The sequence below is a fragment of the Streptomyces flavochromogenes genome (genome assembly GCF_000717595.1).
GTDB lineage: Bacteria > Actinomycetota > Actinomycetes > Streptomycetales > Streptomycetaceae > Streptomyces > Streptomyces flavochromogenes.
Map to the genome: position 1 here is coordinate 69,719 of NZ_JNZO01000016.1, position 17,684 is coordinate 87,402.

The window sequence follows — 17,684 nt, forward strand, 5'->3', positions numbered from 1 at the left end:
GGAGCCCCCCGGGGCACCGACGGTGCCCGGAGGGCTCAGCAGACCACCCCAGCCGGCCGCTCCCGGCTCAGCGTCGGGCATATTCGCGGAAGCCGCGCCCCGTCTTGCGACCCAGGCAGCCCGCCGCCACGAGGTGCTCCAGGAGCGGGGCCGGGGCCAGGCCCGGGTCCCGGAACTCACGGTGCAGCACCTGCTCGATCGCGAGCGACACATCCAGACCGACCACGTCGAGCAGCTCGAACGGGCCCATCGGGTAGCCGCCGCCCAGCTTCATCGCGGCGTCGATGTCGTCCAGGGTCGCGTAGTGCTCCTCGACCATCTTGATCGCGTTGTTCAGGTACGGGAAGAGCAGCGCGTTCACGATGAAGCCGGCCCGGTCGCCGCAGTCCACCGGGTGCTTGCGGATCTTCGTCGTGACCTCGCGGACGGTCGCGTGGACGTCGTCGCCGGTCAGCACCGTGCGGACGATCTCGACCAGCTTCATGGCCGGCGCCGGGTTGAAGAAGTGCATCCCGATGACGTCCTGCGGGCGCGAGGTGGCGCGGGCGCAGGCCACGACCGGCAGCGAGGAGGTCGTGGTGGCGAGCACCGCGCCCGGCTTGCAGATCTTGTCCAGCCGCGCGAACAGCTCCTGCTTGATCTCCAGGTCCTCGGCGACCGCCTCCAGGGCCAGGTCGACGTCGGCGAAGGCGTCCAGCGTGCCGGCCGGGGTGATCAGGGCCAGCGTCGCGTCGCGCGCCTCGCCCGTCATCCGGCCCTTGTCGACCGAGCGGGCCAGCGACTTGGCGATCCGGGCCTTCGCCGTGTCCGCCTTCTCCTGGGAGCGGGCGGCGAGGACGACCTGGTACCCGGCCTTCGCGAAGACCTCGGCGATGCCGGAGGCCATGGTGCCCGAGCCGGCGACGCCGACCGAGCGGACCTCACGGCCACCGGCCGCGTCCGCGGAGCCCAGCGGGGTCAGCGCGTCCCGCACGACCTCGCCGGAGCCCGGCGCCTCGTACGTGTAGAAGCCGCGGCCCGACTTGCGGCCGGTCAGTCCCGCCTCGCTCAGCTGCTTGAGGATCGGGGCGGGGGCGTGCAGCCGGTCGTGGGAGTCGGCGTACATGGCCTCGAGGACCGTACGGGCGGTGTCGACGCCGATCAGGTCGAGCAGCGCCAGCGGGCCCATCGGCAGACCACAGCCCAGCTTCATCGCCGCGTCGATGTCCTCGCGGGAGGCGTACTTGGCCTCGTACATGGCGGCGGCCTGGTTCAGGTAGCCGAAGAGCAGCCCGTCCGCGATGAAACCGGCCCGGTCGCCGACCGCCACCGGCTCCTTGCCCAGGTCGAGGGCGAGCTGCGTGACGGCATCGACGGCCCGCGGGTCGGTCAGCACGGAGGAGACCACCTCGACCAGCTTCATGGCCTGGACCGGGGTGAAGAAGTGCAGGCCGAGGACCCGCTCGGGGTGCGCCGAGTCGGCGGCGAGCCGGGTGACGGACAGCGCGTTCGTGCCGGTGGCGACGATCGTGCCGGGCCGGACGATGCCGTCGAGGGCGCGGAACACCTCCTGCTTCGCCTCGTACGACTCGGGCACGACCTCGATGACGAGGTCCGCCTCGGCGGCCGCCTGGAGGTCGGAGAAGGTACGGAAGCGGGCCAGGACGTCCTGCCGCTCCTCCTCGGTGATCCGCTCGCGGGCCACCGCACGGGCGGTGGAGGCCTCCAGGGCGGCGACGGCCTGGGCGGCGGCGGTGTCGCTGATGTCGATGCCGATGACCTCGCGGCCGGCGCGGACGAGGACATCGGCGATACCGGTGCCCATGGTGCCGAGACCGACGACGGCGATGGTGGAGAGAGGGGTGTCCATCAGGGGACTCCTGAGAGGAAGAGTGACGACTGAGGGCAGTGCGCGCACGAAAGGGCGCGGGAAAGAGCGAGGGCTCTGCCCGGAGAAAGGGCGATGCCCTGGAGGAATAGGGGCGACGGACTCTGTCCCGGAGTCACGTCGAAACTGCCGAACCGACGAACACCCACAACGGCTGCGTCACCAGGCCGTTGTGAGAAGCGCGGGGGGTGGCCCGCTCACCTGAGACTAACCGGCGGGTAACGAGCGCGCCAGTCCCGGGAAGTTGAGGAAAATGTGATCTGGATCGCGGATAGGCTCGGATTCATGGAATACGCCGAGGATCCGGAATTCTGCTCGATGATCGATCGATTGCGGGACGAGATCGAGAATGCCTCCGGAACCGTCCCGGACGCATTCGAACAGCTCGCGGAAACCACCGATCCCGAGGGACTGCACCACGTCCTCACCGCCCCGGGGCAGCCCCTGTGGGCGCGGGAGATCGCCGCCTACGCCCTCGGCGTCACGGGCGACCCACGCGCCTTCGAGGCCCTGGTGCTCCTCCTCAACCACCGCGACCCGGAGCGCTGCGTCACCGCCGCCCACGCCCTGACCCGGCTCGGCGACCCCCGTACCGCCCGCGCGGCCGCAGCCCTCGCCACCAACGAACTCCGCGTCGCCTACGCCCTGCTGCCGATCCGGCTGCTCGCCACCCTCCGCGCCCCCGAGTCCGTACCGGCCCTGATCACCGTCCTGGAACGGCGCCTGCCCGCCGACGACCCCCACTGGCGGGTCGGCCTCGCCTGTGTCGAGGGCCTGGGAGCCCTCGGCGACACCCGGGCCCGCCCCACTCTGGAGGCCGCGCTCCCGCACCCCCGGTTCGGCGCCGCGGCGGAAGCGTCACTGGGCCGGCTCGGCACCCTCCACTGACTCGGCGCCGCCCACCGAGCGGAGGAGCGGGCGGCCCGCGCCGGCCACCTCGGAGTCCGGCCTCCGCTCCGGCACCAGCGCGAACGCCTCGATCTCCACGAGCAGTTCCGGGCGGACGAGCGCCGACACCTGGACCGCCGAGCTCGCCGGCAGCGGCGCCCCCGCGAAATGGGCGTCCCTGGCCTCCCGAACAGCCGGGAGGTGGGCGACGTCCGTGACGAAGTACGTCAGCTTCACCACGTCCTGGAACCCGGCGCCCGCCGCCGCGAGGCAGCGGTCCAGGTTCGCGAAGACCTGACGGGCCTGCGCCACCGCGTCGCCCTCGCCCACCACCGCGCCCGAGGCGTCGAACGCGCACTGGCCGGATATCGCGACGAAGCGGCCCGTCCCCCAGACGACATGGCTGTACTGCGGGCTGGCGGCGATCCCGTCGGGAGCGGGTACGTGGGTCAGGTGGCTCGTCATGCCCCACATCCTCGCCCACGGCACTGACAATGCCCGCGCCCCACGGGGGGCGCGGGCATTGTCAGCGGGTCTTGCCCGTGGACGCGACCGGCGTCAGCGCACGTGGCCGAGGAACCCGTGCAGCGTGATGCCCGCGGATTCGGCCGGGGCCGGGACGGACCGGGTCGCCGGCTCGGGCTTCGGCTCCGGCAGCGCCGCGCAGGCCGCGTCCACCTCGGCCTCGCCCTCGGCGCGCGGGACCTTGCCCGTGGCGAGGTAGGTGGACAGGTGTCCGTCCATGCAGTCGTTCCCGCCGAGGGTCACGCCGTGGTTCCCGCCGCCCTCCTCCACGACCAGGCTGGAGCCGTGCATCAGCCGGTGCAGGGCGACCCCGCCCTCGTACGGTGTCGCGGCGTCGTCCGTGGCCTGGAGGATGAGGACCGGCGGCACCTGGTCGTTGCTGACGTCCGGCGGGGTCAGCGAGTCCACCGGCCAGAACGCGCACGGCGCGTTGTACCAGGCGTTGTTCCAGGTGGAGAAGGGCGCCTTGGCGTGCACGTCCCAGTTGTCCTTGCGCCAGACACTCCAGTCGCGGGGCCAGGCCGCGTCCCGGCACTGCACGCTCGTGTAGACCGAGTAGCCGTTGTCGGCGGCCGCGTCGGCCTCGCCGTACCGCTCGTACGCCTCCGTGAGCGGCACCGCGTTCGCGTCGTTGACGTATGCGGCGAACGCCTTCGCGAGACGGGGCCAGTAGCCGTTGTAGTAGCCGCCGGGCAGATAGGTGTCCTCCAGTTCGCCCGGTCCGACCTTCCCGCCTGCCGGCTTCGCGCGCAGCGCGTCGCGCATCCGGTACCAGGCCGCCTCGACCGCCGCCGGGTCCGTGCCCAGCTTGTACACGGAGTCCTGCTCGGCCACCCAGGCCATGAAGTCCTTGTGCCGGGTGTCGAAGGCGTAGTCCTGCGCGATGTTGTCCTCGTACCAGACGCCGTGCGGGTTCACGACGGAGTCCAGCGCCATCCGCCGCACCCGGTCCGGGTGGAGCCGCGCGTACACGGCCCCCAGATAGGTGCCGTACGAGTAGCCGAGGTAGTTGATCTTCTGGGCGCCGAGCGCGCGCCGGATGACGTCCATGTCCCGGGCGGTGCTCACGGTGTCGATGTACGGCAGCACGTCCGCGTACTTCTTGCCGCATGCCGCGGCGAAGGCCTGCGCCCGCTCGATCGCGAGCCGCTCGCCCGCGGCGTCGCCCGGCACCGAGTCCGGGCGGACCGGCGCGAAGTGGCCGGGCCTGCAGTCGAGCGCGGGCTCGCTCTTGCCGACCCCGCGCGGGTCGAAGCCGATCACGTCGTACTCGGCGGCCACCTTCGGGGGCAGCGAGGACGCCACGTACCCGGCCATGCCGCGGCCGCTGCCGCCGGGTCCGCCCGGGTTCACGAGCAGCGGCCCCTGGAAGGTCTTCGCGGTGTGCGGGATCCGGGTGAGGGCGAGCGTGACGGTCCGGCCGGCCGGGTCGTCGTGGTTGAGCGGCACCCTGAGGGTGGCGCACTGGAGCTTCGGGTACGCCTCGGTGGCACAGGCGGTCCAGGCGAGCGTGGGGAAGGGGCGGGGGGCCGGTTCACCGGCGCCCGCGGGGGCGGCGGGCAGGACGGTGACCGTCCCGGCGACCAGCGCTCCTGCGGCGATCAGCATTCCTGCGCGTGGGGTCATAGGGCGTCCGTGCCCCGAACGGGGCGTGACAGGACCTGTTCCGGCCAGAGTTGACCCGAACGGACGGGCATCCGACGGCGTGTCAGGTATTCCGGTCCGATGATCGGAGGAGCGAAGGCCGGGGGAGCGGTGATCGCTCAGAGGAGCGTCAGCTGTTCCGGCGCCGCCGCCGTCTCCGGGTCCTCCGGTAGGGGTGTCCGGCGCGTCGCGCCCCGGTGGGCGGGTCCGATGCCGAACTCTGCGGCCAGTTCGTGCACCTGACGGGTGATCCGGCGCTGGTACCACGTGGGCGCGTACGCCCCGTCCGCGTACATCCGCTCGTACCGCCGCACCAGTCCGGGGTGGTGGCGCCGCAGCCACTGCATGAACCACTCGCGGGCGCCCGGCCGCAGATGCAGCACGAGTGGGGTGACCGAACTCGCCCCGGCCTCGGCGATCGCGCGGACCGTGTCGCGGAGCTGCTCGGGCCGGTCGCCGAGGAAGGGCACCACGGGGGCCATCAGGACCCCGCAGTCGATGCCGTGCGCGCCGAGCGTCCGGACCACGTCGAGCCGGCGCTGCGGGGAGGGGGTGCCGGGCTCGATCGTGCGCCACAGCTCCTGGTCGGTGAAGCCGACGGAGACGGAGATGCCGACCTCGGTGACCCGGGCGGCCTGGGTGAGCAGCTCCAGGTCGCGCAGGATCAGCGTGCCCTTGGTGAGGATCGAGAAGGGGTTGGCGCGGTCGCGCAGGGCGGTGAGGATGCCCGGCATCAGGCCGTACCGGCCCTCGGCGCGCTGGTAGCAGTCGACGTTGGTGCCCATCGCGATGTGCGCGCCCTGCCAGCGGGGGGAGGAGAGCTGGCGGGCCAGGAGCTCCGGGGCGTTGATCTTGACGACGATCTGGGAGTCGAAGCCGAGCCCGGTGTCGAGGTCGAGATAGCTGTGGGTCTTGCGGGCGAAGCAGTACACACACGCGTGCGTGCACCCCCGGTACGGGTTGACCGTCCATTCGAACGGCATCCGGGAGGCGCCGGGCACCCGGTTGAGGATCGAGCGGGCCCGTACCTCGTGGAAGGTGATGCCCCGGAACTCGGGGGTGTCGAAGGTCCGGGTGGTCACCGCGTCCGTACCGAACAGGGCGATGTCGGCGGGAGCGGCGGGGGTGTCGCCCAGATTGTCCCAGCGCACGGGCGCCTCCTCGATGGCTCTGCGTCGACCGTTCGCTCAGAATAGAACACCTGTTCCCTTGATCGTTGCAACCCGGATTTCGCACCCCGGAGCCCACGTGGTTCTCTAGGCCCACACCCCTGAGGAACCACGAGCTGGAGGAAGTCAATGGCGCAGGTCGAGGCCACCACGGAACGGATCATCGCCGCCGACGCGGAGACGGTGTTCGACGCGCTGGCCGACTACAGCGGCACGCGCGCGAAGCTGCTCCCCGAGCACTTCAGCGAGTACGAGGTGCGCGAGGGCGGCGACGGCGAGGGCACCCTCGTCCACTGGAAGCTGCAGGCCACCAGCAAGCGCGTCCGCGACTGCCTCCTGGAGGTCACCGAGCCCACCGACGGACAGCTCGTCGAGAAGGACCGCAACTCCTCCATGGTCACCACCTGGATCGTGACCCCGGCCGGCGAGGGCAAGTCCAAGGCCGTCGTCACCACCGTCTGGGACGGCGCCGGCGGCGTCGGCGGCTTCTTCGAGCGGACCTTCGCGCCCAAGGGCCTCGGCCGGATCTACGACGCCGTTCTCGCCAAGCTGGCGGACGAGGTCGAGAAGTAACGCCCGGAGCGTTCACCGATTCGAGTGGATCGCCCGCACCCCCGTAACGGCGCCCCCTGCGCGCCGGGGGCGCGGGCCCCCTTGTAAACGCGCTGATGAGCGACCCAAGTGCGCCGTACCGCAGGGTCGTTCGGGCCTCCGGACGCCACTGACCTCCCATACCGCCCGACTTGCTCCCCCTTCGTGCCCAATGCGAAGAATGGCGCGGCGCAGACGCCGTGACGAGGGGAGCAGGTACGTGGGTGCGATCACGATCGTGAAATCCGCCGAGGACGGAGAGGTTCCGGCGGGCGCGGGACCGCTCCCCGCGGGCGGCCCGCCCACCGAGCCCACCTCACCGCCCCACCCCGCCCGGGCCGACCACCTCGACCCCCGCCGCGTCCGGCTCGTCTTCTGCGGCCTGATGCTCGCGCTGCTCCTCGCCGCGCTCGAGCAGATGATCGTCGCCACCGCCCTGCCGAAGATCGTCGGCGAACTCCAGGGCCTCGACCGGATGTCCTGGGCGATCACCGCCTATCTGCTGACCGCCACCATCGGCCTGCCGATCTACGGAAAGCTCGGCGACCTCCTCGGCCGCAAGGGCGTCTTCCTCTTCGCCATCGTCGTCTTCGTCATCGGCTCGGGACTCGCCGGCTGGTCCCGCAGCATGGACGAACTCATCGCCTTCCGCGCGATCCAGGGCATCGGTGCGGGCGGCCTGATGATCGGCGTCCAGGCGATCATCGCCGACATCGTCCCCGCCCGGGAACGCGGCCGGTACATGGGCCTGATCGGCGCCGCCTTCGGCCTCGCCTCCGTCGCGGGACCCCTGCTCGGCGGCTTCTTCACCGACCACGTCTCCTGGCGCTGGTGCTTCTACTTCAACGTGCCCTTCGGGCTCGTCACCCTCGCCGTCGTCGCCGTCGTCCTCAAACTCCCCAAGCCCGCGGCCCGTGCCCGCTTCGACGTCCTCGGCGCACTCCTCCTCGCCGCGGCCTCCACCTGCCTGGTCCTGCTCACCAGTTGGGGCGGCACCGAGTACGCCTGGGACTCCCGCGTCGTCATCGCCCTCGCCTGCGGCGCCGCCGGCAGCACCCTGCTCTTCCTGGTCGTCGAGCACTTCGCGCCCGAACCCCTCATCCCGCTGCGGCTGTTCAGCGACTCCGTCTTCACCGTGACCGCCCTCGTCGGCGCCGTCGTCGGCATCGCGCTCTTCGGAGCCGCCAGCTACCTCCCCAGCTTCCTGCAGATGGTCGAGGGCGCCACCGCCACCGAGTCCGGTCTCCTGATGCTGCCCCTCATGGGCGGCATCGTCATCGCCTCCGTCGTCTCCGGCCAGCTCATCAGCCGCACCGGCCACTACAAGATCTACCCGCTGCTCGGCGGCGCCCTCTCCGTCCTCGGCATGTGGCTGCTCTCCCGCATGGACGTCGACACCCCGCGCCTCCAGCACAGCCTCTGGCAGGCCGTCCTCGGCACCGGCATCGGCCTCGTCATGCCGGTGCTCGTCCTCGCCGTACAGAACTCCGTACGCCCGGGCGACCTCGGCACCGCCACCAGCGCCCACAACTACTTCCGCCAGATCGGCGGCAGCATCGGCGCCGCCGTCTTCGGCACCCTCTTCGCCTCCCGGCTCGACGAAGCCCTCGGCGACCGGCTCACCGGTGTCCTCGCCGGCGGCGCGACCTCCCTGCCGCCCGCCGAGTCCATCACCCCGCAGACGGTGCACGCCCTGCCGCCCGCCGTACGCGACGCCTACATCCAGGCGTACGCGGACGCGATGCCGCGCATCTTCCTCTACCTCGTGCCGGTCCTCGTGCTCGGCCTCGTCCTCGCCTTCTTCCTCAAGGAGAAACCGCTGGTGACCCATCACAGCCCCACCACCGAGGCCACCGGAGCCGACGAGTTCGGCAGCGTCCAGGCCGTCCCGCACGCCCGGCACGCCGCCCCCGCGCCCGCCTCCTTCGCCGCCCCGCACTCCGGGCTCCCCGTCTGCGGCACCGTCCAGCACCACGACGGCAGCCGCGTCCCCCGGGCCGCCCTCACCCTCATCGACGTCCAGGGCCGGCAGGTCGGCCGGGGTGCCAGTGGCGAGGACGGGCGGTACGCGCTGAGCGTCCCCGGCAACGGCGCGTACGTCCTCATCGCCGCGGCCGGCGGGCACCAGCCCCAGGCGGTCTCCGTCACGGTCGGCGACCGGCCCGTCGAGCTCGACGTCGTCCTCGGCGGCGCAGGCCGGCTCGCGGGCAGCGTCGTCACCGCCGACGGGACACCCGTACGGGACGCGGCCGTCACCCTCACCGACGTGCGCGGCGAGGTCGTCGCCTCGACCCGCAGCGGACGCGAGGGCGGGTACGTCATCTCCGAACTGGTCGCCGGCGAGTACACGCTCGCCGCCAGCGCCCCGGCCTTCCGCCCCGCGGCGCTCCCCGTCAGCGTCCAGGCCTCCCGCGAGACCCGCCAGGACATCGAACTCGCCGGCGGGGCGGTGCTGCGCGGCACCGTACGGGCAGGGGGCGGCCGCCCCGTCGAGGACGCCCGGGTCACCCTGCTCGACGCCGCAGGCAACGTCGTCGACACCCTCACCACCGGCGCCGACGGCACCTTCCGCTTCGTGGACCTTTCCTCCGGCGAGTACACCGTCATCGCCGCCGGATACCCGCCCGTCGCGACCGTCCTCCAGATGGCCGGCGGCGGCCGCACCGAGCGCGACCTCCAGCTCGGCCACCAGGACTGACCGAGCCCTCAGGAGGTGGTCGTCGCCTTGCGCAGCGCGCTGATGCAGGTGCCGATCGCCTCCTGGAGGGCTTCGAGACGCTGGAGCATGTCCGCCTCGTAGATGTCCTCCTCCATCACCTCGTCCAGCGTCAGCTCCTCGAAGACCTTCGTCGCCTTCTGCAGGCTGCTGTAGAACTTCGTCCGCCGCTCCTGGACGCGGAGCGCCGGGTCCTCCTCGACCGCCTTGGCGACCAGACCCTTCACCGTGTCGTACGCCTCACCCGCCCACTCGCCCGCCTCCTCCGAGTCGTCGAGCTCGTCGAGGAGCGACAGATGCCGCTCGGCCTCGGCCCGCAGCTCGGCCGGCGCCTCCACGGTCTGCCCGGCGGGGGTCTTGATCTGGCCGTTCTCGACGATCTGGCGCACATAGCCGATGCGGTCGGCCGCCTTCGCCTCGTTCGCCACGGCCTTCTTCAGATCGTCGGTCCGCGCGAAGGCACGGGCCATCTCGGTCTGAAGGGCGGGGTCCTCCTTCATCCGGTCGAGCAGCGCGCCGCGCGCCGCCTCCGCCGTCCCCGGGTCGGCGAGGATCGCGGCCCGCAGGGCCGTCGGGTTCTCCGCGACCTCCAGGGCCTTCGTCGGCCGGATGCCCTCCGCCTCGGCCGCCGCGCTGATCGCCTGTCCGCGCACGGACGAGGCACTGTTGCGGGAGGTGTAGTACGACAGCCAGACGTCGGCGTCGGGCAGCTCGATGTCCTCGCCGGGAACGAGCACCTCGAACTGTGGGACGAGCCCGTCGTCGGCCGCCATGTCCCAGGCCTTGTAATAGCGCATGACCCGCTCGGGCGAGCACCCCGCGAGCTCCGCGAAGGCCTTCGCCGAGACCTTCGTCGCGGCCGTCCCCTCGGCGGCCTGCCCGCCGGGACGGACGCTGCGCGCCACCTTGAGCGCGAAGGCCCAGCCGCCGGTGCGCGCGTAGACCCCGAAGTCCAGGGCGTCACGGACCACGACGGGGTCGAGGTCGGCGGGGGCGGGCACGGGCTCGTCGTCGGGCGCCGCCCCGTCGGTCGCGGGCCCCTCCGCGACGGGCTCGCCCGAGGAAGCCTCCGCGGCCTCGGGTCCCGCCTGCTGGACCCAGAACTCCTCCGACGAGTCGGCGGGCGCGGGAACGACGGGGGAGGTGTCGGACGGGTCGAGGGCGATGGTCACCGAGAGCACTCCGGGAGGTCGGGTACGGGAACTGCGGCCGACATCCTATACGCACCCCTTGGCGATGTTTCGTCCGATTCCATGTATCGGGCACCGAGAGAACCGCCGGCGCTCGCCCACCGCGTGACCCGGCCGACGGCCGCACCGCCCGAGCACCAGGCCGCGGCCGCCCCGCGGCGCCTTGCGGAGGGGGACCCCAGGGGGGTATCCGGACGGGGCGGGGTGATCCGTACGGCCAGTCCCGGTGAGTGCCACTGGTCCACTCCACCGACGGTTTTCCACAGGGGTGGTACGCCCGCCGGGCTGCGCGTACGGTGCCAGTCATGAAGATCCTCATCAGCGCCGACATGGAGGGCGCGACCGGTGTGACCTGGCCCGGCGACGTGCTGCCCGGCACGCCCCAGTGGGAGCGGTGCCGCGCGATGTTCACCTCCGACGTGAACGCCGCGGTCCTCGGCTTCTTCGACGGCGGCGCCGACGAGGTCCTCATCAACGAAGCGCACTGGTCCATGCGGAACCTGCTCCTGGAGCAGCTCGACGAGCGGGCCGAGATGCTCACCGGCAGGCACAAGTCCCTCTCCATGGTCGAGGGCGTCCAGCACGGGGACGTCGACGGCATCGCCTTCGTCGGCTACCACACCGGCGCGGGCGCCGAGGGCGTCCTCGCCCACACCTACCTCGCCAACTCGATCACCGGCGTCTGGCTCAACGGCGAGCGGGCCAGCGAGGGCCTGCTCAACGCCCATGTGGTCGCGGAGTACGGCGTGCCCGTCGTCCTCGTCACCGGCGACGACCTGACCTGCGAGGACGCCCTCGGTTACGCGCCGGAGGCACCCAAGGTCGCCGTCAAGGACTACGTCTCGCGGTACGCGGCGGTGTGCCGGACCCCCGCCAGAACCGCCGCCGACATCCGGGCGGCGGCGAAGACCGGCGCCGCGCTCGCCGTCCGCCACGAGCCGGTCCACGCCGGCCCCTTCACCGTGGAGCTGGAGTTCGACGCCGAGCACCTGGGCGCGGCCGCCACGGTGGTTCCCGGCGTGGCGCGCGGAGCGGAGCGGCGCGTCGCGTACACGAGCGAGACGATGTACGAGGCAATCCGCACATTCAAAGCGGTCACGACGATCGTCTCGGCCGCGGTGGAGGAGCAGTATGGCTGAGGAGGTCCGGGGCCCGGACACGACGGCGCTCGACGAGGTGGTCACCTTCACCTCCGAGCTCATCCGCATCGACACCACCAACCGGGGCGGCGGCGACTGCCGTGAACGGCCCGCCGCCGAGTACGTCGCCGAGCGCCTCGCCGCCGCCGGCATCGAGCCCACCCTCCTGGAGCGGACCCCCGGCCGCACCAACGTGGTGGCCCGCATCCCCGGCACCGACCCCACGGCGGAGGCCCTCCTCGTGCACGGACATCTGGACGTCGTGCCCGCCGACCCCGCCGAGTGGACCACCCACCCCTTCTCCGGCGAGATCCGCGACGGGGTCGTCTGGGGCCGTGGCGCCGTCGACATGAAGAACATGGACGCGATGGTCCTGGCCGTCGTCCGCTCCTGGGCCCGGCAGGGCATCCGGCCGCGCCGTGACATCGTCCTCGCCTACACGGCCGACGAGGAGGCGAGCGCCGAGGACGGCTCCGGCTTCCTCGCCGACCGCCACGCCGCGCTCTTCGAGGGCTGTACGGAGGGCATCAGCGAGTCCGGGGCCTTCAGCTTCCACCCGCAGCCCGGCACCACCCTCTACCCGATCGCGGCGGGTGAGCGGGGCACCGCCTGGCTCAAGCTCACCGCCCACGGCCGCGCCGGGCACGGCTCCAAGGTCAACACGGCCAATGCCGTCACCCGCCTCGCCGACGCCGTCGCCCGGATCGGCTCGCACACCTGGCCCGTCCGGCTCACCGCCACCGTCCGCGCCGCCCTCGCCGAACTCGCCGCGCTGTACGCCATCGACATCGACACCCGCGCGCCCCACCTCGACGTGGACCTCCTCCTCGACAAGCTCGGGCCCGCCGCCGCCCTCGTCGCGCCGACGGTCCGGAACAGCAGCAACCCGACGATGCTCGACGCCGGCTACAAGGTCAACGTCATCCCGGGCCAGGCCGTCGCCTACATCGACGGGCGGACGCTGCCGGGCACCGAGGAGGAGTTCGCGGCGACCATGGACGAGCTGACCGGCCCGCACGTGGAGTGGGAGTTCCACCACCGCGAGGTCGCCCTCGAAGCGCCCGTCGACTCGCCGACCTTCGCGAAACTGCGGGCCGCCGTCGAGCGCTTCGACCCGGAAGGGCACGTCGTGCCCTTCACCATGTCCGGCGGGACCGACGCCAAGCAGTTCTCCCGGCTCGGCATCACGGGCTACGGCTTCTCGCCGCTCCGGCTGCCCCCGGACCTGGACTACGGGGCCCTCTTCCACGGCGTCGACGAACGCGTCCCCGTGGACGCCCTGCACTTCGGCGTCCGGGTGCTCGACCACTACCTGAAGTCGGCGTAGGGCCGTCATCGTTCGCGTATGCCCGTGACAGGGGGAGCTGGGATGAAAACGATCGCCGCCCACGGCAGCTGGCCGTCACCCGTCGACGCGGCGCTCGCCGCCGCCCACGACGGACGGCCCGAGTACCCCGGCGTCGTCGGCGACGAGCTGTGGTGGACCGCGCCACGGCCCGCCGAGGGAGGCAGGCGCGCCCTCGTGCGACGGCGCGCCGACGGCACCGAGGAAAGCCTGCTGCCTGCCCCGTGGAACGTCCGCAGCCGGGTGATCGAGTACGGAGGCCTGCCCTGGGCGGCGGTCCCGCGCCCGACCGGCGGACCCCTCGTCGTCTTCTGCCACTTCCCGGACCAGCGGCTCTACGCCCACGAGCCCGACGCCGCTCCCGGCGCCGAGCCCCGGCCCCTCACCCCCGTCTCCGCGACCGGCGGCGGACTGCGCTGGGTGGACCCCGTCATCCATCCCGACCGGGGCGAGGTGTGGTGCGTCCTGGAGGAGTTCACCGGCCCCGCCCCGACCGACGTACGCCGGGTGGTCGTCGCCGTACCCCTCGACGGCTCCGCCGCCGACGACCGTGCGGCCGTACGCGAGCTCTCCGACGGGCGCCACCGGTTCGTGACCGGCGCCCGGCTCTCCCCGGACGGCCGCCGGGCGGCCTGGATCGGCTGGGACCACCCCCGGATGCCCTGGGACGGCACCGAGGTCCAGCTCGCCGAGGTCACCCCCGACGGCACCTTCCAGCGGGTCGGGACCGTCGCGGGCGGGCCCGCCGAGTCGATCCCGCAGGTCGACTGGGACGCGGCCGGACGGCTGCTCCTCGTCAGCGACCGCACCGGCTGGTGGAACCTCTACCGGGCGGAGATCGACGCCGACGGCGGCCTCGTCGAACCGGCCCCGCTCTGCCCCCGCGCCGAGGAGTTCGGCGGACCGCTCTGGAAGATCGGGCTGAACTGGTTCACCCCCCTGGAGAACGGTCTGGTCGCCGTCGTCCACGGCAAGGGCACCACCACCCTCGGCATCCTCGACCCCGACCGCGGCACGCTGGTCGACGCCGTCGGCCCCTGGACCGCATGGGCCCCGACCCTCGCCGCCCACGGCAGCCGCGTGGTCGGCATCGCCGCCTCGCCGCACAGCTCCTACGAGCTCGTCGAACTCGACACCCGCACCGGCCGCACCCGGGTCGTCGGCGCCGCCCACTCCGACGCCGTCGACCCCGCCCACTACCCCCAACCCCGCGTCCGTACCTTCACCGGCCCCGGCGGACGCGAGATCCACGCGCAGATCCACCCACCCCACCATCCCGGCTTCACCGGCCCCGAGGGCGAACTCCCGCCCTATGTGATCTGGGCCCACGGCGGCCCCACCGGACACGCGCCGCTCGTCCTCGACCTGGAGATCACCTACTTCACCTCGCGCGGCATCGGCGTCGCCGAGGTCAACTACGGCGGCTCCACCGGCTACGGCCGGGAGTACCGCGAGCGGCTGCGCGAGCAGTGGGGCGTCGTCGACGTCGAGGACTGCGCGGCCGTCGCCGAGGCGCTCGCCGCCGAGGGCACCGCCGACCCGGCCCGGCTCGCCGTCCGAGGCGGCAGCGCCGGGGGCTGGACGACCGCCGCATCCCTCGTCTCCACCGACGTGTACGCCTGCGGCACGATCATCTACCCCATCCTCGACCTGCGGGGCTGGGCCACCGACGAGACCCACGACTTCGAGTCCCAGTACCTCCACGGGCTCATCGGATCCATCGACGACGTGCCCGCCCGGTACAAGGAGCGCTCGCCCATCGAGCACGTCGACCGGGTCACCGCGCCCTTCCTGCTGCTCCAGGGCCTCGACGACGTCATCTGCCCACCTGCGCAGGCCGAGCGCTTCCTCACCCGCACCGCCGGCCGGGGCGTCCCGCACGCCTACCTCGCCTTCGCGGGGGAGGGCCACGGCTTCCGCAGGGCCGACACGATGGTCCGCGCCCTGGAGGCAGAACTCTCCCTGTACGCCCGGACCTTCGGCATCACCCGGACGGACGTGCCCGACCTGGAGTACCGCACGTGACGGCGCCCGACTCCGCCCTCCCCGCCCCGGCGGAGGCCCGGCCGCACGTCCCCTCGCTCACCCGGCCCGAACGGCTGCGGCCCGGCGCCCGGGTCGCCGTCGTCGCCCCCGCAGGACCCGTCCCCGAGGAGCGGCTGCGGGCGGGGCTCGACATCCTGCGCGGCTGGGACCTCGACCCCGTCGTCGCCCCGCACGTCCTGGACACCCACCCCACCCTCGACCATCTCGCGGGCGCCGACCGGGACAGGGCCCGGGACCTCACCGAGGCCTGGTGCGACCCCACGGTCTCCGCCGTCCTCTGCGCGCGCGGCGGATTCGGGGCGCAGCGCATGGTCGACCTCGTCGACTGGCGCGCGATCAGGGAGGCGGGGCCCAAGGCGTTCGTCGGGTACAGCGACATCACCGGCCTGCACGAGGCCTTCGCCGTCCGGGCCGGCTGCGCCACCCTGCACGGCCCGATGGTCGCCGCGGGCACCTTCCTCTCGGACCCGCGCACCCAGGAATCCCTCCGGGCCACGCTGTTCGAGCCCGAGTCGGTACGCACGCTCGGCCTGGCCGGCGCACGGACCCTGGCACCGGGCCGCGCCCGTGGCGTGACCCTCGGCGGCTGTGTCAGCCTCCTCGCCGCCGATCTCGCCACCCCGCACGCCCGCCCCTCGGCCCGCGGCGGTCTGCTGCTCCTGGAGGACGTGGGGGAGGAGCCGTACCGACTGGACCGCATCCTCACCCAGCTTGTCCGCTCCGGCTGGCTCGACGGCGTCGCGGGCATCGCCCTCGGCTCCTGGGCGGAATGCGGCCCGTACGAGGAGATCCGAGCGGTCCTCATGGACCGCCTCGGCGACCTCGGCGTCCCGGTCGTGGAGGAGCTGGGCTTCGGCCACAGCGAAACGGCCCTGACCATGCCGCTCGGCGTGTCAGCCGTCCTGGACACGGAGGAGAACACCCTCACCCTGGACGTCCCGGCCCTGCGCTGAGGGGGCGGACCTAGGTGAAGGTGGACTCGCCGGCCGCCGAGCGCGTCCAGGGATCAGGCGACGCCGCCGACAAGTTCGTGCTCTTCGCCGAGCTCCACGACATCGCCCCCGACGGCACCAAGGCCCTGGTCAACCGCCTCGTCGCCCCGGTGCGGTGCCGGACGTCACCCGCACCTTCACGGTCGGGCTGCCCGCCGTCGTCCACCGCTACGAGACCGGCCACCGACTGGAGCCGGTGATCGCGGGGAGCGACACGGCGTACTCCGGCAACCGCGGCATCAAACCGGTGACCGTCTTCGGCGCCCCCGGCGGCCCGGGGACGCGCGAACTGCCCCTGGTTCAGGGACGGGTGGGTCAGACCGACACGGCCCGGAGCGTCGCGTACCCGGGGCGGACGACCTCGTCGATCAGCCGCTGCCGCTCCGGCAGCGGCAGGAAGGCGGCCTCCAGAGCGGCGACCGTGAACTCCTCGAAGACCTCGGGGCCGTAACCGAAGGCGTCCACCATGTGCTGGAACTCCTCGCTCATGGTGGTGCCGGAGACCAGCCGGTTGTCCGTGTTGAGCGTGATCCGGAAGCCCAGGCGGCGCAGCTCGTCGATCGGGTGCGAGGCGTAGTCCTTCGCGGCGCCCGTCTGGAGGTTGGACGTCGGGCAGACCTCCAGGGCGATCCGGTTGTCACGGACGTACGAGGCGAGCCGGCCCAGCGTGCCGTCCTCGCCGATGTCGTCCGTGATCCGCACGCCGTGGCCGATCCGCTCCGTGCCGCAGACCTGCACGGCCTCGTGGATCGACTCCGCGCCGACGGCCTCGCCCGCGTGGATCGTGAAGTGGCAGTTCTCCCGCTTCAGGTGCTGGAAGGCGGGGAGGTGGCGGGCCGGCGGGTTGCCGATCTCGCCGCCGGCGATGTCGAAGCCGGCCACGCCCTTGTCCCGGTGCGCGACCGTGAGCTGCGCGATCTCCAGGGACCGGTCCGTGTGGCGCATGCCCGTGAGGAGGGTGCGGACGGTGATACGGCCGCCGGAGCGGCGCTCGCCCTCACGGAAACCGGCGTTGACGGCCTCGACGACCTCGTCGAGGGTCAGGCCCCCCTCCAGGTGCTGCTCGGGGGCGTAGCGGATCTCGGCGTAGACGACACCGTCCGCCGCGAGGTCCTCGGCGCACTCGGCCGCGATGCGCGTGAGCGCCTCGCGGGTCTGCATCACCGCACAGGTGTGGGCGAAGGTCTCCAGGTACCGCTCCAGCGAACCCGAGTCGGCCGCGTCCCGGAACCAGACCGCGAGCGCGGCGGGGTCCTCGGTCGGCAGCGCGGTGTAGCCGCACTCCCGTGCCAGCTCGACTATGGTCGCGGCGCGCAGCCCACCGTCGAGGTGGTCGTGGAGGACGGCCTTGGGGGCCCGGCGGATCCACTCGGAGACGGTGGCGGCGGCAGGCGTGGCGGGGTTGTCAGACAAGTGCATGGCGGGGAAGTGTACGCCACGAGGGAGGGGTCCGCTGTGACGGGCCCGACAGGGGGTCGGACGGGGGTGCCGCGAGGTGCGGGTCCCGGGTCCCGGGCGGGTGGGCGGGAGCCCGGGCCGCCCTTCCGGGAGACCGTGCGCGGGCGGCGCCCG

At 72.8% G+C, this 17,684-nt stretch carries 12 protein-coding genes and 2 pseudogenes; 8 read left to right on the top strand and 6 right to left on the bottom strand.

Annotated features, from left to right (window positions below):
• Positions 1–67: 67 nt before the first annotated feature.
• On the bottom strand, positions 68–1,849 hold the full coding sequence (locus IF00_RS0120735) for a 3-hydroxyacyl-CoA dehydrogenase family protein (protein WP_030320149.1): 1,782 nt from the start codon (positions 1,847–1,849) through the stop codon (positions 68–70).
• A gap of 303 nt (positions 1,850–2,152) precedes the next feature.
• Between IF00_RS0120735 and IF00_RS0120740 the strand changes: the two genes are divergently transcribed.
• Entirely contained in the window at positions 2,153–2,755 is a 603-nt protein-coding gene (locus IF00_RS0120740; protein WP_030320150.1) for a HEAT repeat domain-containing protein, read from the top strand.
• A 63-nt stretch (positions 2,756–2,818) separates the two neighbouring features.
• On the opposite strand, the pseudogene IF00_RS0120745 reads toward IF00_RS0120740, so the two are convergent.
• From IF00_RS0120745 to IF00_RS0120755, 3 genes and pseudogenes are all read right to left on the bottom strand, one after another.
• A pseudogene (locus IF00_RS0120745) lies at positions 2,819–3,220 on the bottom strand (RidA family protein); the annotation flags it as partial.
• Positions 3,221–3,313: 93 nt separating this feature from the next.
• Positions 3,314–4,906, bottom strand: a complete 1,593-nt coding sequence (locus IF00_RS0120750; protein ID WP_030320154.1) for an alpha/beta hydrolase — start codon at positions 4,904–4,906, stop codon at positions 3,314–3,316.
• Positions 4,907–5,043: 137 nt separating this feature from the next.
• Entirely contained in the window at positions 5,044–6,075 is a 1,032-nt protein-coding gene (locus IF00_RS0120755; RefSeq protein ID WP_030320156.1) for an Rv2578c family radical SAM protein, read from the bottom strand.
• A 147-nt stretch (positions 6,076–6,222) separates the two neighbouring features.
• Between IF00_RS0120755 and IF00_RS0120760 the strand changes: the two genes are divergently transcribed.
• Together IF00_RS0120760 and IF00_RS0120765 are read left to right on the top strand one after the other, a co-directional pair.
• On the top strand, positions 6,223–6,666 hold the full coding sequence (locus IF00_RS0120760; protein ID WP_030320157.1) for an SRPBCC family protein: 444 nt from the start codon (positions 6,223–6,225) through the stop codon (positions 6,664–6,666).
• 238 nt (positions 6,667–6,904) lie between these two features.
• Positions 6,905–9,382 (top strand): MFS transporter, encoded by a 2,478-nt coding sequence (locus IF00_RS0120765; RefSeq protein WP_030320158.1) that lies wholly within the window; start codon positions 6,905–6,907, stop codon positions 9,380–9,382.
• Between the two features lie 8 nt (positions 9,383–9,390).
• Here IF00_RS0120765 and IF00_RS0120770 read toward each other — a convergent pair whose 3' ends face one another.
• Positions 9,391–10,572, bottom strand: coding sequence for a hypothetical protein (locus tag IF00_RS0120770; RefSeq protein WP_030320160.1), 1,182 nt, complete (start codon positions 10,570–10,572; stop codon positions 9,391–9,393).
• Positions 10,573–10,895: 323 nt separating this feature from the next.
• Here IF00_RS0120770 and IF00_RS0120775 point away from each other — a divergent pair, with 323 nt between their 5' ends.
• The 5 genes and pseudogenes from IF00_RS0120775 to IF00_RS0120795 all read left to right on the top strand — a co-directional run.
• Positions 10,896–11,729 (top strand): M55 family metallopeptidase, encoded by an 834-nt coding sequence (locus IF00_RS0120775; protein WP_030320161.1) that lies wholly within the window; start codon positions 10,896–10,898, stop codon positions 11,727–11,729.
• Entirely contained in the window at positions 11,722–13,056 is a 1,335-nt protein-coding gene (locus IF00_RS0120780; RefSeq protein ID WP_030320166.1) for a M20/M25/M40 family metallo-hydrolase, read from the top strand. The genes IF00_RS0120775 and IF00_RS0120780 overlap by 8 nt, the downstream gene beginning before the upstream one ends.
• A 42-nt stretch (positions 13,057–13,098) precedes the next feature.
• A complete protein-coding gene (locus tag IF00_RS0120785) occupies positions 13,099–15,099 on the top strand; it encodes a S9 family peptidase (RefSeq protein ID WP_030320167.1) in 2,001 nt (666 codons plus the stop codon).
• Positions 15,096–16,073: a S66 peptidase family protein gene (locus IF00_RS0120790; RefSeq protein WP_051820528.1), complete on the top strand. Its 978-nt coding sequence runs from the start codon at positions 15,096–15,098 to the stop codon at positions 16,071–16,073. Before IF00_RS0120785 ends, IF00_RS0120790 begins: the two co-directional genes overlap by 4 nt.
• Before the next feature lie 14 nt (positions 16,074–16,087).
• Positions 16,088–16,413, top strand: a pseudogene (locus IF00_RS0120795) (CocE/NonD family hydrolase C-terminal non-catalytic domain-containing protein); the annotation flags it as partial.
• A gap of 14 nt (positions 16,414–16,427) precedes the next feature.
• Here the strand turns inward: IF00_RS0120795 and IF00_RS0120800 are convergent.
• Positions 16,428–17,531 carry an adenosine deaminase gene (locus tag IF00_RS0120800; protein WP_030320170.1) on the bottom strand — a complete coding sequence of 368 codons (1,104 nt, stop codon included), beginning with the start codon at positions 17,529–17,531 and terminating at the stop codon, positions 16,428–16,430.
• Positions 17,532–17,684: the final 153 nt, after the last annotated feature.

Coding starts and splice junctions, on each gene's coding strand:
- IF00_RS0120735 (WP_030320149.1), bottom strand. CDS start 1,849: ATGGACACCCCTCTCTCCACCATCGCCGTCGTCGGTCTCGGCACCATG.
- IF00_RS0120740 (WP_030320150.1), top strand. CDS start 2,153: ATGGAATACGCCGAGGATCCGGAATTCTGCTCGATGATCGATCGATTG.
- IF00_RS0120750 (WP_030320154.1), bottom strand. CDS start 4,906: ATGACCCCACGCGCAGGAATGCTGATCGCCGCAGGAGCGCTGGTCGCC.
- IF00_RS0120760 (WP_030320157.1), top strand. CDS start 6,223: ATGGCGCAGGTCGAGGCCACCACGGAACGGATCATCGCCGCCGACGCG.
- IF00_RS0120775 (WP_030320161.1), top strand. CDS start 10,896: ATGAAGATCCTCATCAGCGCCGACATGGAGGGCGCGACCGGTGTGACC.
- IF00_RS0120780 (WP_030320166.1), top strand. CDS start 11,722: ATGGCTGAGGAGGTCCGGGGCCCGGACACGACGGCGCTCGACGAGGTG.
- IF00_RS0120785 (WP_030320167.1), top strand. CDS start 13,099: ATGAAAACGATCGCCGCCCACGGCAGCTGGCCGTCACCCGTCGACGCG.
- IF00_RS0120800 (WP_030320170.1), bottom strand. CDS start 17,531: ATGCACTTGTCTGACAACCCCGCCACGCCTGCCGCCGCCACCGTCTCC.